At 63.3% G+C, this 14187-nt stretch carries 12 protein-coding genes and 1 tRNA gene; 6 read left to right on the plus strand and 7 right to left on the minus strand.

The features are described 5' to 3' along the window. Positions 1–151: 151 nt before the first annotated feature. Positions 152–544, minus strand: a complete 393-nt coding sequence (gene rpoZ, locus I6F37_RS01920) for a DNA-directed RNA polymerase subunit omega (protein WP_007603391.1) — start codon at positions 542–544, stop codon at positions 152–154. Positions 545–874: 330 nt separating this feature from the next. Here rpoZ and I6F37_RS01925 point away from each other — a divergent pair, with 330 nt between their 5' ends. Both I6F37_RS01925 and I6F37_RS01930 read left to right on the plus strand, forming a co-directional pair. Beyond that, the gene (locus I6F37_RS01925; RefSeq protein ID WP_036015038.1) at positions 875–1519 is read left to right on the plus strand and encodes an NYN domain-containing protein; all 645 of its coding nucleotides are present in this window, start codon (positions 875–877) and stop codon (positions 1517–1519) included. Then, on the plus strand, positions 1500–2174 hold the full coding sequence (locus tag I6F37_RS01930; RefSeq protein WP_036015041.1) for a uracil-DNA glycosylase: 675 nt from the start codon (positions 1500–1502) through the stop codon (positions 2172–2174). The genes I6F37_RS01925 and I6F37_RS01930 overlap by 20 nt, the downstream gene beginning before the upstream one ends. Positions 2175–2259: 85 nt before the next feature. Here the strand turns inward: I6F37_RS01930 and I6F37_RS01935 are convergent, their stop codons facing one another. Genes I6F37_RS01935 through dapA form a run of 4 tightly spaced genes read right to left on the minus strand, consistent with a single transcriptional unit; the run spans position 2260 to position 4749 of the window. Beyond that, the gene (locus tag I6F37_RS01935) at positions 2260–2853 is read right to left on the minus strand and encodes a peroxiredoxin (protein ID WP_225144646.1); all 594 of its coding nucleotides are present in this window, start codon (positions 2851–2853) and stop codon (positions 2260–2262) included. A gap of 4 nt (positions 2854–2857) precedes the next feature. Then, on the minus strand, positions 2858–3331 hold the full coding sequence (gene smpB / locus I6F37_RS01940) for an SsrA-binding protein SmpB (protein WP_025036727.1): 474 nt from the start codon (positions 3329–3331) through the stop codon (positions 2858–2860). 59 nt (positions 3332–3390) lie between these two features. Then, positions 3391–3804: a large conductance mechanosensitive channel protein MscL gene (mscL, locus tag I6F37_RS01945; protein WP_036015122.1), complete on the minus strand. Its 414-nt coding sequence runs from the start codon at positions 3802–3804 to the stop codon at positions 3391–3393. A 54-nt stretch (positions 3805–3858) separates the two neighbouring features. After that, positions 3859–4749, minus strand: a complete 891-nt coding sequence (gene dapA, locus I6F37_RS01950; protein WP_036015047.1) for a 4-hydroxy-tetrahydrodipicolinate synthase — start codon at positions 4747–4749, stop codon at positions 3859–3861. 281 nt (positions 4750–5030) lie between these two features. Between dapA and I6F37_RS01955 the strand changes: the two genes are divergently transcribed. Continuing rightward, positions 5031–7454 carry a lytic transglycosylase domain-containing protein gene (locus I6F37_RS01955; protein ID WP_225144659.1) on the plus strand — a complete coding sequence of 808 codons (2424 nt, stop codon included), beginning with the start codon at positions 5031–5033 and terminating at the stop codon, positions 7452–7454. A gap of 264 nt (positions 7455–7718) precedes the next feature. Beyond that, entirely contained in the window at positions 7719–7880 is a 162-nt protein-coding gene (locus tag I6F37_RS01960) for a DUF3551 domain-containing protein (protein WP_109143524.1), read from the plus strand. A 129-nt stretch (positions 7881–8009) separates the two neighbouring features. On the opposite strand, the gene I6F37_RS01965 is transcribed toward I6F37_RS01960, so the two are convergent. Beyond that, positions 8010–9539 carry a porin gene (locus I6F37_RS01965; RefSeq protein ID WP_225113869.1) on the minus strand — a complete coding sequence of 510 codons (1530 nt, stop codon included), beginning with the start codon at positions 9537–9539 and terminating at the stop codon, positions 8010–8012. 748 nt (positions 9540–10287) lie between these two features. Between I6F37_RS01965 and I6F37_RS01970 the strand changes: the two genes are divergently transcribed. Both I6F37_RS01970 and I6F37_RS01975 read left to right on the plus strand, forming a co-directional pair. After that, positions 10288–10380, plus strand: a tRNA-Ser gene (locus tag I6F37_RS01970). 480 nt (positions 10381–10860) lie between these two features. Beyond that, on the plus strand, positions 10861–12936 hold the full coding sequence (locus I6F37_RS01975; protein ID WP_225150124.1) for a tetratricopeptide repeat protein: 2076 nt from the start codon (positions 10861–10863) through the stop codon (positions 12934–12936). A 59-nt stretch (positions 12937–12995) separates the two neighbouring features. Here I6F37_RS01975 and I6F37_RS01980 read toward each other — a convergent pair whose 3' ends face one another. Then, the gene (locus I6F37_RS01980) at positions 12996–13262 is read right to left on the minus strand and encodes a hypothetical protein (RefSeq protein WP_225150126.1); all 267 of its coding nucleotides are present in this window, start codon (positions 13260–13262) and stop codon (positions 12996–12998) included. Positions 13263–14187 lie beyond the last annotated feature (925 nt).

Raw genomic sequence — 14187 nt, forward strand, 5'->3', positions numbered from 1 at the left:
GATCGCGCTCGTGTCCGATCAATTCAGTGACAGGGCCAAGCACCGACCGCAGCGCTATGGTAACCACGAAAAGGTCAACAAAAGCAAAGGCCCGAACGATCGTTCGGGCCTTTGATATGATCACAAGAAGAAGATGATCGCGATGGAGGAATTACTCGTCTTCCTCGGGCTGCTCCTCGGGAGGCGCGAGGCCTTCCAGGCCCTTCAGCAGCTCCTCCTCGGTCATGCGCTCCACGGCGACCTCGGTGTCGTCGGCATCGACGCTTGCCCCCGCGGAACCGATCAGCGGCACTGTATCCGGCTCGGGCTCGTCCACCTCGACGAACTTCTGCAACGAGTGGACCAGCTCCTCGCGGAGGTCCTCCGGCGAGATCGTCGTCTCGGCAATTTCACGCAAAGACACAACAGGGTTCTTGTCGTTATCGCGGTCAACCGTTAGTTGTGAACCGGATGAAATCATGCGGGCACGGTGGGCGGCCAGCAGGACCAAGTCAAACCGGTTGTCGACCTTGTCGATACAATCTTCTACGGTGACGCGAGCCATGGACTGTCGCTCCGTTGTGGGTGGGACGAAATATGTGGATGATTGGGGCTAGTTATAGGGGCCGGGACGGTTTCGCAAGACCATTTTGTGATTTGGCCTCGCCAAACCGCTCTGCTACCCCCACATTGGGGCTGGGACGGGTGGTTTTCCGGGCTGCCGTTGGGGGCGGCCCCGGGGTGTATGCAAGTCCGCCATAACTATACCTTGATTGCCCCGACTTCTCCGGATTTGCGGTTTCGACGGGTTTCTGCGGCACTCTAGAACTGCGCGGCCTGTTGTCGCCGCGCCAACAAAAAACGATCAATCACGAACGCTACGCGAGCAAACTGAATGTCACCTTCTCCTACCAACAAGATCGCGCTCTTCATCGACGGGGCCAATCTCTACGCGACGGCGAAAACCCTCGGCTTCGACATCGACTACAAGCGCCTGCTGAAGGAGTTTCAGAGCCGCGGGACGTTATTGCGGGCGTTCTATTACACCGCCATCATCGAGGACCAGGAATACTCCTCGATCCGCCCGCTGATCGACTGGCTGGACTACAACGGCTACACGGTCGTCACCAAGGCGACCAAGGAATTCATCGACGCCTCCGGGCGCCGCAAGGTGAAGGGCAACATGGACATCGAGCTCGCCGTCGACGCCATGGAGCTCGCCGAGCACATCGACCAGATGGTGCTGTTCTCGGGTGACGGCGACTTCCGCTCCCTGGTCGAGGCCGTCCAGCGCCGCGGCGTGCGGGTCACGGTGGTCTCCACCATCGCCAGCCAGCCGCCGATGATCGCCGACGAGCTGCGCCGCCAGGCCGACGTCTTCACCGACCTCGTCGAGCTGCAATCCAAGCTCGGCCGCGATCCGTCCGAGCGCCCCGCCCCGCGTGACCGCGGCGAGCGTGGTGAACGCCACCACGCCCCGCAATTCCTCCAGCGCGCGACCACGACGGCGCCGAGGGGCGATGACGACTTCGAGGAGTGAGGCGGCCCGGTCAAGCCGCCAGCCTCTCACAATCGTTCCCGACCGTGACTGCCCGCTCTGCCCGCGCCTGGTCGCCTTCCGCGAGGCGAACCGCGCGCGCGAGCCCTCGTGGCACAATGCGCCGGTTGCGCCCTTCGGCGACATCAAGGCCCGCCTCCTGATCGTGGGCCTCGCCCCGGGAATGCAGGGCGCCAACCGCACGGGGCGGCCGTTCACGGGCGATTATGCCGGCGACCTGCTCTATGCCACGCTGATCGAATACGGCTTTGCGAGGGGCACCTATCAGGCGAGTCCCGACGACGGCCTGAAACTCGTCGACTGCCGGATCGCCAATGCCGTGCATTGCGTGCCGCCGCAGAACAAGCCGCTGCCGATCGAGATCAACACCTGCCGCCAGTTTCTCGTGGCCAATCTGGCGACGATGCCGAAGCTGCGCGCGATCGTCGCGCTCGGGCGAATTGCGCACGACAGCGTGCTCAAGCCGCTGAATTTGAAGGCCTCGCAAGCCCCCTTCGGCCACGGCGCGGTGCATCAGGCCGGCGCGTTCAGGCTCTACGACAGCTATCACTGCTCCCGCTACAACACGAACACCGGCGTGCTGACGCCAGACATGTTCAGATCCGTGTTCGCGAAGGTGAAGGCGGATCTCGATTAGCTAGAGCATGATCCGGAAAAGTGCGTAGCGGTTTTCCGAAAAGATCATGCTCAAACAATAAGCTAAAGCGCGATGACGATTCATCCTAATCGCATCGCGCCTTATTGACGGGATTTGCCTTGAGCCAGGCCAGCACGTCGCCGGCGTTCCGGTCGGGCGGAAACACCGGATAGAACACGTGCGTGATCCTGGCGTCGTCGATAACAAGCGCGAGGCGCTTGATCAGCGTCAGGCCCGCGACCTCCATGGTCGGCAAGTTCAAGGCGCGCGTCAGCGCCAGCTTCTCGTCCGAAAGCACCGGGAACGGCAGATGCAGGCGCGACGCCATCTCGATCTGATAGTCGTTGCTCTGGGTCGAGAGGCCGAACACATGCGCGGCGCCGGCGGCCTTCAGCTCGGCGTAGAGATCGCGAAAGGCGCAGGTCTGGGGCGTGCAGCCGCGCGCTCCGGGGATCATGTCCCAATCGTCGACCAGCGCGATCTTGCCGGGCTCGCCGGTGCGGGGATAGGCGAACACCACGGTGCGGCCGCACAAAGCCGACAGGGTGACCGATGTGTCGTCGGTCGCGAGCAGGCCAATCGGCGGCAACGTCATGCCTTCGAGATGCGCGGCGGCGCCATCGTCGGAAGGCGCGGGAATCTGGCTCCAGTCGACCTCGAGCAGGTTCCGTTGATTCATCTCGTCATCCCCTCGCCCGCAGCAGCCTGCCCTTCTCCCGGCTCCAGTCGCGCTTCTTCTCGGACTCGCGCTTGTCGTGCAGCTTCTTGCCCTTCGCAACCGCCAGCTGCAGCTTGGCCCGGCCGCGCTCGTTGAAGTAAAGCTTGAGCGGGATCAGCGTCATGCCCTCGCGGTCGACCGCGCCGATCAGCTTGTTGATCTGCCGGCGGTGGAGCAGCAGCTTTCGCGGCCGCTTGGGCTCGTGGTTGAAGCGGTTGCCCTGCAGGTATTCGGGAATGGTGGCGTTGATCAGCCAGATCTCGCCGTTCTTGGAATCGGCATAGGATTCCGCGATCGTGCTCTTGCCGTTGCGGATCGACTTGACCTCAGTGCCGGTCAGCGCAATGCCCGCCTCGATCGTGTCCTCGATGGCGTAGTTGAAACGCGCCTTGCGATTTTCCGCCATCACCTTGATCGGACGTTCGTTCTTATCGGCCATGACGGGCAAACCTGATCGAGATGCGCTTGGATTCTAACAGTTCGGATGAAGTGGGCGCGTCACTTCTTGAGGAGATCGCGGATCTCGGTCAGCAACTCGACCTCGGCCGTCGGCTTGGGCGGAGCAGCGGGTGCCGCCTCCTCCCTGCGCTTCAAGGTGTTCATGGCGCGGATCACCAGGAACAGCACGAAGGCGACGATGATGAAGTTGATCGTCAGCGTCAGGAAGCTGCCGTAAGCAAGGACGGCGCCTTGCTTTTTGGCATCCGCCAAGTTGGTTGCGGTGACCGCCTTCGACAAGGGGATGAAGTAGTTCGAGAAGTCGAGGCCACCGGTGACCGCGCCGATGATCGGCATGATGACGTCACCGACCAGCGAGGTGACGATGCCGCCGAAGGCCGCGCCGATGATGACGCCGACCGCGAGATCGACGACGTTGCCCTTCATGGCGAACTCGCGGAACTCCTTGAGCATCCGCGCGCCCTTTTCCTCCACGCTCATGAAAGGCTCCCCCGAACGGCTAATGCGTCAGTTGACCAGACCTGCGTGAACCATCGCGCTGCGCACGGCAACCCGCGTCGGCTCGGACACCGGAACCATCGGCAGCCGCAGCGTCTCGTCCAGCTTGCCGAGCAGCGACATCGCGTACTTGATCGGCGCCGGATTGCTCTCGATGAAGAGGTTGTTGTGCAGCGGCATCAGCTTGTCGTGGATCGCGAGCGCCGCCTTGGTGTCGCCCTTCTGCCAGGCGGCGTGGAACTCCGAGCACAGGCGCGGCGCGACGTTCGAGGTCACCGAGATGCAGCCATGGCCGCCATGGGCCATGTAGCCGATGATGGTGGCGTCCTCGCCCGAGAGCTGGTTGAAGTCCTCGCCCATCGCCGCGCGCTGCTGCGACACGCGGACCATGCTGGCGGTGGCGTCCTTGACCCCGGCGATGTTCTTCAGCTCCCACAGCCGCTTCATGGTGTCGACCGACATGTCGATCACCGAGCGCGGTGGGATGTTGTAGATGATGATCGGAATGCCGATCGCATCGTTGATCGCCTTGAAGTGCTGGTACATGCCTTCTTGCGTCGGCTTGTTGTAATAGGGCGTGACGATCAGCACGGCGTCCGCGCCCGCCTTTTCGGCGTGCTGGGAGAGCTCGATCGCCTCCTTGGTCGAGTTGGAGCCGGCGCCGGCGATGACGGGCACGCGGCCCTTGGCTTCAGCGATGCACCATTCCACGACCTTCTTGTGCTCGTCATGGCTGAGCGTCGGGCTCTCGCCCGTAGTGCCGACCGGAACGAGGCCATTGGTGCCCTCGGAGATCTGCCAATTGACCAGGGAGCGGAATGCCGCCTCGTCGAGCGAGCCGTTCTTGAACGGGGTGACCAAGGCGGTGAACGACCCTCGGAATTTCGTCTTGGCTGCCATGGACTTCCTCCGTACGCGGCGATCTCTTGAGCAAGCCCCCTTCATATCGGGTCTATCCGGCCGGTAAAAGACCCGGGGTCGGTGCCAGGCTGGGTTTAGGCCGCGATTTTGCCGCGGTGCTGGTGCAAATCGGCCCGAGGTAAGCGGCTGTTGGTATTTTCTCCGCATATTCAAGCAAATTCAGCTAGGTCTTGAGCCACTTCACTGATTCGGGGCGACGAAACGCCGTGACCTCCTTTGCATCTGCCGCGTGGCGATCCCTGAGTATGGCATTGTGCCTGATGGCCGGGCTGTCGATGGACTGCGCCGCATTCGCCAAGTCCAACGAGACGGCCGCGGAGACCAAGGATCCCGCCAAGCCAGCAGCCAAGGACGCCGCGAATGGCTCGGCCAAAGGATCAACCAAGGAAACGGCGAAGGATACGGCCAAGGGAACCGGCAAGGACGCCGCGAAGGCCGCAAGCAAGGGTACGCCTGGCACCCCCGCCAAGGACGCCGCGAAGAAGCCGGACGCCGGCAAGAACGCCAGCAAGGAACCGGCGAAGGACAAGCCCAAAGACAAACCCAAGCCTGCGGCCACCGCTCCCGTTGCCACGGCACCTGCTTCCGCGCCAAAGGCAGCGCCGACTGCGAGCGGCGCGCCGCCCAAGGCAGCCCCCGCCCCGGCCGTGACTGCCACCGTCAAACCGACTGCGCCGGCCCCGGCCAGACCGGCCGCAGCTCCCATACTGGCGCCTGCAACGCGCCAGCATGCAGCGCCGCGCAAGCCGGTCATCCCGGCCGCCGTCGCTGCGACGTCGTCGACGTCGCAGGCCGACAAGGACACCCTGGAGAGCGTCATCGAGCTCGTGCGCAAGCGCAAGGCCGGCGACGCCACCAATGCCGCGGCCGGCATCTCCGATCCGGTCGCGCGAAAGCTCGCCGAATGGATCATCCTGCGCAGCGAGGACAACGGCGCGACCGTGGAACGCTATCGCGCCTTCCTCTCAGCCAATCCGAGCTGGCCGTCGCAGACCTTCCTGCGCCGGCGGCTCGAGGCCGCGATGTGGGACGACAGGCGCGACGAGTCGGTCGCGTGGTCGTGGTTCGAGAACGAGTCGCCGATCTCCGCCAAGGGACGCTTCACACTCGCCAGGGCGATGCTGGCGCGCGGCGACCGCGCCAATGCCGAGCGGCTGGTGCGGGACGCCTGGCGCGCCGATCCGATGTCGGAGGACACCGAGAACAACGCGCTCGACCAGTTCGGCGCCCTGCTCACGCCGGGCGACCAGAAAGCGCGGATGGACAACCTGCTCTACGGCAGCGAGAACGAGGCGGCGCTACGCGCCGCCAAGCGTCTCGGCGCCGGCTATGTCGCGCTCGCCAAGGCCCGCATCGCCGCGGTCAAGAAAGCGCCGAACGCGCGGGCGCTGCTCGATGCCGTGCCGCGCGAGCTGCACGGCGATCCCGGCTTCATCTTCAGCAAGATCCAGCTGCTGCGCCGCGAGGAGAAGTTCACTGAAGCCGCCCAGCTGATGCTGTCCGCGCCGAAGGATCCGGGTCGCCTCCACAATCTCGATGAATGGTGGATCGAGCGGCGCCTCCTGGCGCGCAAGATGATCGACACCGAGGAATTCCGTAGCGCCTATCTGATCGCGCGCGACGCCGCCCTGCCCTCGCGCGACATCTACAAGACCGAGCAGGAGTTTACCGCCGGCTGGATCGCGCTGCGCTTCCTCAACGATCCCGCGACCGCCGCCCAGCATTTTGCTCGCATCGGCGTCGGCAGCGTCAATCCCACCGCGCTGGCGCGTGCCGGCTATTGGCAGGGCCGCGCTGCCGAGGCGATGGGCCGCCAGCAGGAGGCACGCAATGCCTATGCGCGGGCGGCCGAGCAATCGACCAGCTATTACGGCCAGCTCGCGCGCGCAAAGCTCGGCCTGCCGCAGATCGAGCTCAACAGCCAGCCGCGCGGTCGCGGCGCCGAGCGGCTCGAGATCGTGCGCGCCGCGCAACTGCTCTACGAGCTGGACGAGCGCGAGTTCGCGATACCGCTGCTCGCCGACATGGGCGAGAACGGCGATCCCGAGGCGCTCGCGGGCCTCGGCGAGCTCACCCAGCGCTACAGCGACGCGCGCGGCATGCTGCTGCTCGGCAAGGCCGCGCTCAACCGCGGCCTCCCGTTCGACTTCTACGCCTACCCCGTCAACGGCATCCCTCAGTTCACGCCGATCGGCCCCGAGGTCGAACGCAGCATCATCTATGCGATTGCGCGGCAGGAGAGCGCGTTCAACCCGTCGGTGGTCTCGCCGGCGCAGGCCTACGGGCTGATGCAGGTGACGCCGGATGCCGCCCGCTACGTCTGCAAGCGCCACGGCGCAACCTACGACCTGGGGCGGCTGAAGAACGACTCCGTCTACAACGCCACGCTCGGCTCGGCCGAGCTCGGCGGACTGCTCGAGGATTATCGCGGCTCCTACATCATGACGTTCGCCGCCTACAATGCCGGCCGCGGCAGCGTGAAGAAGTGGGTCGAGCGTTACGGCGATCCGCGCGACCCCAAGGTCGACGCGGTCGACTGGGTCGAGCTGATTCCGTTCTCCGAGACGCGCAACTATGTGCAGCGGATCATGGAAAACCTTCAAGTCTACCGCGCCCGTTTCGGCGGCGGCACCCGCTTGCAGATCGAAGCCGATCTGCGCCGCGGCGCCGTCAGCGTGCAGTAACGGGCGTCGATGGCCCGTTAGAATCAGAGCCTGGTTGCTGGGCAGGGCTCGGCAGGATTCGTCGACGGCACCAGCGACCTGACGATAGAATTGCGCCAAGCGTTCCCACGCACCGGTTAGCTTATGCCTCACAAGGCTGGGAACGTGTCACGCTGCGCGTGGTCGGTGCGTTCCTGTTCGCAGCCGTGATCTCGTCGGGCCTCGCGACCGGCGGCTCCCCCCTTCGGCAAGAACCGCCATCCTGCCCAGCCACAGGTAACCGGCATCCAGGATCGCTATTGCCTGCAAGAACGGCGTTGGGAGAATCCTGGCAACTGCCAGTTGTCCAATTACAGCCAGTGCATGGCGACCGCGTCGGGCACAATCGATGCCTGCGGTCTCAACCCGACCTATGCCTTCAAGGAGTGGAAGGGCCTGAGATGGTAGTTTGATAGCACTTTGCCGACATTCCAGCTTGCGAGCCAACAAGGTCCGCACGTTAGGCGAAGCGCTACGCTCCAAAGAAAAACCCCGGCAGTTTCCTGCCGGGGTTCATGGATCAACCTAGGGCCGATCTTAGAAGTTGCGCTGAGCGCGCAGGAGCATCTGCAGGTTGCCCTGATCCTTCAGCTCGTAGGTGGCTGCGGGCTTGGCAACAGCCAGGTTGGCCGTGTTGGCGCCCGTGACAACGCCAGAGTGCTTCTGGTCGAGCCAGACGTAGCTCACGTCAGCCGTGAAGGCGAGACCCTTGACCGGAGTCCAGACCAAGTTGCCGCCGATAACCGCAAGGTTGAAGTCGGGGTTACAGGTCGAGCCAGCGGCGGGGGCCAGAGCAGCAGCGAAGTTGGCGCAGATCAGAGCCTTGCTTTGATCGCCGTAGCGGAGCGAAGCATAAGCACCGTAGATGCCCGACGCCCAGTTCGGGGACCAGTTGTGGGTATAACCACCGCGGAAGCCCCAGGTCTTGACGGTCTCGATACCGAGACCGGAACCGAACACGCCATCAGCGATACCGGCGAAGCCGATGCTCTGATAAGCGATGCCGCTGCCGCCGTAGATGAAGATGGTCTGCGGGAACAGGCTCTGGAAGTTGTACCGCGAAGCACCGTCGGTGTAGACCGCCTGCAAGTTGATCGAGTCACCCGCACCAGTCGGGATGTTCTTGATCGACAAGGCACCCTGCACCGCCCAGCCCCACTTGTCCGACGGATGACCCGTGAGCTCCGTCGTACCGTAATAAGCCGAGTGGAGTTCGTGCGCCGCCGCCGAGATCTGGAACAGACCCCAAGCCTGATCAACACGGACCTGACCGACGATGTCGGGCATGCGCGTGCCACCCCAATCGTTGACACCGTAGATGCCCTGGATGAAGGCAGCGCCCGCAGCTGCAGTCGTGGCGAAGCCACCCACTGCACCCGCAACGCCGGTCACGCTCGCGTTCCAAAGGTTCGACTGGCCGCCAGCAGCGGTCGTCATATCCTGCAACGCGACCGAACCCGTGATGCCCTGGCCGAAATCAGCCGTGTAGGCGACCTGGTTCACACCGGTGACGTTGTTGCTGCCGCCCGGAAGGAAGTCGGGACCGCCAGCCGGATAGCTCTGCCACGGTGCGTCAAAGATCGAAACCGTGCGGCCGAAGGTGAAACCAGCGAACTGGATGAACGCATGGTAGAGGCCGAGCGAAGCCGAACCGACCGAGAAGGCAGACGGGGCGCTGCCGGTCACCGAGGTGGCATCCCAGCTGAAAACCGTATCGGCGTAGGTGCGAACCACGCCATACTCGGTTGCCGTACGGGTATCGATGGTGAAGTCCAAACGAGCGCGGGTCTGATAGTAGTTGTCCAGACGGTTGTTGGCGCCGCCGGGAGCACCCTGGCCAATGCCGTAGTCGCTGTTCGTGTTAAACAGCATGTCGGCACGCAGATAACCGCCGAACTTGATGCAGGTGTCGGTGCCCGGGATGTAGTAGAATCCAGCACCGTACAGGGAGCAGATCTTCACGTACTCGACCGCCTTGGCCTTCACGGGGAGATCGGCTGCCTGAGCTCCGCCCACGGCGATCAGACCCGCCGCTGAGCCGAGCAAAAGGCTCTTAACCAACTTCATGTTAAACCTCCAAGTTGCTCTTCAGGGAAGGTCACTGACCGGACGGCCAATTCCCCAACCCCCTCTAAATCACCGCTTTCGGCGCCTTCGCGTCTTCGGACACACCCGCATGAACGCGAGGGACTTAAGCGAATGACCTAAACGGGACGACCTCGGGATGCCCCCCTCCGTCGCTCAGTCACAATTACCGAACGTCCTTGCACACACAACAAGAGAACGCTTCGAAACGGGCCGGTGCAGCGTGTTTTCCAACGGGTGTTGCACAAATAACACGCAGATGTGATCAAACCGCTCTCGTAACGCATTGTTTACATTAATGTTTTTGGAGCGGTTCCAAATGCCATCAAAGTTCCGCACATGAGGCGCCGCGCGCGAGAGCTCGGCTTGAGCCAGCTTTGGGGCGCTCGAATCGTGGAATCAGAAGGAGACTCAATGGGCAGGCATCGACCGCCTCCCCGCCGCGCAATCTGACCCAGGCAGCCTGCAAATACCTCCGCCGGCCGGGGCTCGCCATCACTCTTTATATGGAAGTCACGGCTGGCGGGATAATCGGGCCGGACAGCTCGGCGAGCGAGGACGCAGAGGTGCTAGTCCTCCTTTGCACCTTTGAATTTCCTCGAAAATTCAGCGCCACGCCCTGATCCGAGCGCAAACCCGTCTCGTTTCGCAAATCACTGGGAATATTCGAGCGAAAACACGCGCTTCCAAATTGACCAGCCCGAGCAAATAGATGCATAAGGCTCGCACCGGAGAGGTGGCCGAGTGGCTGAAGGCAACGCTTTGCTAAAGCGTCATACGGTCTCAAGCTGTATCGAGGGTTCGAATCCCTCCCTCTCCGCCACCCGGCAGCAGAATCCCCGGAAGCAGAATCAAGGTCCCTGCGCGCGTCCAGCGGAAGGCGATGGGCGACGCCGGTGCGAAAGTTCCGCACAAGGATGAGGGCGGCGAGCCCGCGCGATTCGCGCGCTCCTTATATATGTGAGCCCCCACCTAAATGCCGGATCGCCAGACCCGCCAATGCGAGGGCGCTATCAGCACGGCCTCATCGGCCCAAACATTGAACCAGATGCCGCCCTTACGCCGGCATGGAAAGGACCATGGCACAATACCTGTTTTGTGCAGACGCCCGAGTTCCAGGTCGCACTCGTCGGGAGCGATCTGAATCGGCAGCCATCGTCCATTCGTAGCCTGGTTGCTCATGCCGTCGGATTCTAGGCGACGCCATGAAGAAGAAACTTGCTTCAGCGCAAGCGCGTCCGCCCGTGCGAATGAGCGCAGGCGGCGCGGCCGTTGTTCTCGCCGGCAAAGGTGACTAGAGTTTTTGCACCATTTCGCCCGAGCACAGACCCCCTACGTCGGGTCGAGAACCCATTGCATGTCGCAACAAGGCCGCAACAAGGGAGCCTCGGCCCCCTCCTCACTCCATCCGTCAGCTATTCTGGACCAGGCAATTGCGGCGCACCGTTCGGGCAATCTGTCGGAAGCGGAACGGGCCTACACGACCATCCTGAAGGGGAGCAGAACGCATGCCGTCGCGCTCCATATGCTGGGGCTGCTGCACGCGCAGCGCGGCCGTTTTGCGGACGCCGAGCCTTTGCTGAAGAAGGCTGCACGCGTCGATCCCGGCAATCCCGACGTTCTTTTCAACTATGCCAACGTGCTGCGCGCGCTGAACAAGCCGGACGATGCGCTCGTCTGGCTTGCGAAAGTAATCGCCCTGGCTCCGAACTTCGCGGACGCGCATCTCAATCGCGGAGCGATCCTCATTGCACGGCAGCAGCTTCGCGACGCCATAGCCGAGTTTGATCGCGCCATTGCGATCGCACCGTCGAGCGCCGCGTTCGCCAACCGAGGCAGCGCGTTGCAGCAGCTTGGTCGACTCGAGGAAGCGCGTGACAGCTACGCCCGCGCCATCGAGCTTGCACCGGCCGACCCACAGAACCATTTCGCGTTGTCTGAGGTTCTTGGCCAGCTGGGGCGAGACGACGAAGCGATCGTGGCTCTGGAACGAACGGTCGCACTTGATAAGACGTTCCCGTTTGCGCTGAGCAACCTCGTTGCTTGCAAGCGGAAGCGCGCCGACTGGAGCAGCTTCGAACGTGAACAGGCCACCATGGAAGACGCTGCCGAGGCAGGCGTGCCGGTCGACCCCTTCACCTTCTTTCATGTCTCCTCATCGCCTGCACGCCAATTGACCTGCGCGAAGGCCTATGTCGCCAAGGTGACCCCCGACGGGGGTGCCGCCAGGCCCGGAACGCCGAGACCGGCGTCCCGGCTCCGGGTCGCGTACATGTCGGCCGATTTTCGCAGTCATGCCACCGCGTATTTGATGGCCGGAATCTTCGAGGCGCACGACCGCGAGCGCTTCGACGTCACCGCCATCTCCCACGGGCCCGACGACGACAGCCAGATGCGCAACCGCTTGAGGGCCGCATTCGAACGTTTTGAAGATGTCAGCGATCTCGCCGACGAGGACGTCGTCAAGCTGATCGGCCAGCTCGAGATCGAGGTTCTCGTCGATCTCGGCGGCTTCACCGCCGGTGCACGGCCGAAAATCATTGCGCGCCGGCCGGCTCCTATCCAGGTCAGCTATCTCGGCTTTCCCGGCACGATGGGCGCCCCCTATCTCGACTATCTCATGGCCGACCGGATCGTCATCCCCGAAGCAGAGCAGACTTATTACGCCGAGAAGGTGATCTATCTTCCCAATAGCTACCAGGCGACCGACGCGAAGCGACCGCTCCCGTCAAATCCACCGAGCCGGAGCCAGCTCGGACTGCCGGACGATGCGTTCGTCTACTGCGCGTTCAACAGAAGCCCCAAGATCACGCCCCCGTTGTTCGGCGTCTGGATGCGGCTGCTCGACAAGACCCCCGGAAGCGTCCTTTGGCTGCTAGATGGTGACCCGGTCGCCACGGAGAATCTGAAGCGCGAAGCCGTTGCGCGGGGGATTGTCGCCGAGAGAATCGTGTTCGCTCCGCGCGTCCCTGCTGAGGAGCATTTGGCGCGCCACCAGGTCGCCGATCTGTTCCTGGACACATTGCCCTACAACGCCCACACCGGGGCCAGCGACGCCCTCTGGGCCGGCTTGCCGGTCCTGACGTGCCTTGGGACCACTTTTGCCGGACGCGTTGCAGCCAGTCTCCTGAACGCCGTAGGCCTTCCCGAGCTGGTGACGCGATCACTGGAGGAATATGAGGCTTTGGCACTTCGAATCGCGCACCATTCCGAACTTCGCGTCGCGCTCAGGAGCAAGCTGGCGGCGCGCCGGACCACTTGCCCGCTTTTCGATACTGTCCGCATGACGCGGGATATCGAAAAGGCATTCGACGAAATCTGGCGCAGGCATTGCGCGGGCGAAGCGCCGGCCTCGTTTGCCGTGCAAACCTCGACCTGAAGCCGCCTCGGCGCGGTGGCGCCGCCCGGTCAAGGTCCGGTTCCCAAGCGAAGTGACGCTCAGTGCGCGCAGACCCAGGCTCTCGCCGCGCGCTGCGCGACGGAGATCTCGGCCTCCGACATCTGCCCGGCGATTTCCTGGCGCAGCGCCACGGCGTCCTTGCGGCCCTTCAGCGCGGCGAGATTGAACCATTTGTGCGCGGCGACGAGATCAACGATGCCGGAGCGGCCGCTCGCCCAATAGATCCCGCGCTCGAACAGCACGTCCGAGAGCGCGCTCGCATCGACCGGCGTTGCCGTCTCCAGATCGAAAGTACCCTGAAACATCACGCATCCCCTTTGTTCTTATGCCGCCCCGTCCGCCGAGCGCGGCTCCCGTCCAACCTCTGATGTGCATGACCCTTCCCGGGATCGTGCACTGTTCAACTCTTCCCCATCGCCGTTAGCCGGCTTGTTGAAGGCGATGATGGCGGGCAAATTTGAATGGCAGTTTAAGCATCGCGATGAAGCAGACGTAAACGCGCTCGCGCGCCTCCTGCGCCGAGAATCCAAGAAGTCCTTGATTCGCAGGCGCTTCTGTCATTCGTCAGATTCGGTTTACCTTGGGATTTCAGGACATCGATAACCATCGCGCGCGGTGGCGCGGTCATTGGCTGCTGTTTTTCAATCGGCGTCACCCGCGCCCCCGGCTACGCCATGGCTTCCGCGGTATGCGGTCTCGGGCCGCCGAAGCGGCGAAGGTGGCAGGCGGGTGACCCAGTATTCCAGCGGCCGCAATCGTTCCACGACAAGCCGCGCGTGCTGGATCGGCCCGTCGGAGCCGGGCGGCGACACCGCAGGGCGAAACGGCGCGCGATCACGCCACAGGCCGCCTCGCCTCTCCAAGCCACGCGATCAAGCCGGCATGACAGAAGCGCGCTCGGACGCGACGCGGTCAAATCAACGATGTGAGGGAGAGGAATGCCGGCAATGCCCCGGCTTCAAGGGAACGAGGGCGTCGGCGAACACGTCAGGACCAGATTCCACTTTGGCCCGAAGGCCTGTCGTGAAATTGCGGAGCCCGTTTGAGGAGAACCGCACCGAACGAAGAAAACTCGTTTCTTCTGCCGGACCGCGAAAGAGAACGGTCCGACCGTTGACCTGATGTCTCGCCGACACCCTCTATCGTCGACCAGAACCTTTAGGAGGCGCTGATGACGTGCCGGCTATCTGGAGCCGGCAACTTCAGAAGCGAAGTTACTTCTTCTTCTTC

Origin of the sequence: Bradyrhizobium sp. NBAIM08, from assembly GCF_020193935.1 — a bacterium.
GTDB lineage: Bacteria > Pseudomonadota > Alphaproteobacteria > Rhizobiales > Xanthobacteraceae > Bradyrhizobium > Bradyrhizobium yuanmingense.

What these genes read in the sequence shown, in the direction of transcription:
- rpoZ (WP_007603391.1), bottom strand. Translation starts at nt 544, where the DNA reads ATGGCTCGCGTCACCGTAGAAGATTGTATCGACAAGGTCGACAACCGG.
- I6F37_RS01925 (WP_036015038.1), top strand. Translation starts at nt 875, where the DNA reads ATGTCACCTTCTCCTACCAACAAGATCGCGCTCTTCATCGACGGGGCC.
- I6F37_RS01930 (WP_036015041.1), top strand. Translation starts at nt 1,500, where the DNA reads ATGACGACTTCGAGGAGTGAGGCGGCCCGGTCAAGCCGCCAGCCTCTC.
- I6F37_RS01935 (WP_225144646.1), bottom strand. Translation starts at nt 2,853, where the DNA reads ATGAATCAACGGAACCTGCTCGAGGTCGACTGGAGCCAGATTCCCGCG.
- smpB (WP_025036727.1), bottom strand. Translation starts at nt 3,331, where the DNA reads ATGGCCGATAAGAACGAACGTCCGATCAAGGTGATGGCGGAAAATCGC.
- mscL (WP_036015122.1), bottom strand. Translation starts at nt 3,804, where the DNA reads ATGCTCAAGGAGTTCCGCGAGTTCGCCATGAAGGGCAACGTCGTCGAT.
- dapA (WP_036015047.1), bottom strand. Translation starts at nt 4,749, where the DNA reads ATGGCAGCCAAGACGAAATTCCGAGGGTCGTTCACCGCCTTGGTCACC.
- I6F37_RS01955 (WP_225144659.1), top strand. Translation starts at nt 5,031, where the DNA reads ATGGCCGGGCTGTCGATGGACTGCGCCGCATTCGCCAAGTCCAACGAG.
- I6F37_RS01965 (WP_225113869.1), bottom strand. Translation starts at nt 9,539, where the DNA reads ATGAAGTTGGTTAAGAGCCTTTTGCTCGGCTCAGCGGCGGGTCTGATC.
- I6F37_RS01980 (WP_225150126.1), bottom strand. Translation starts at nt 13,262, where the DNA reads ATGTTTCAGGGTACTTTCGATCTGGAGACGGCAACGCCGGTCGATGCG.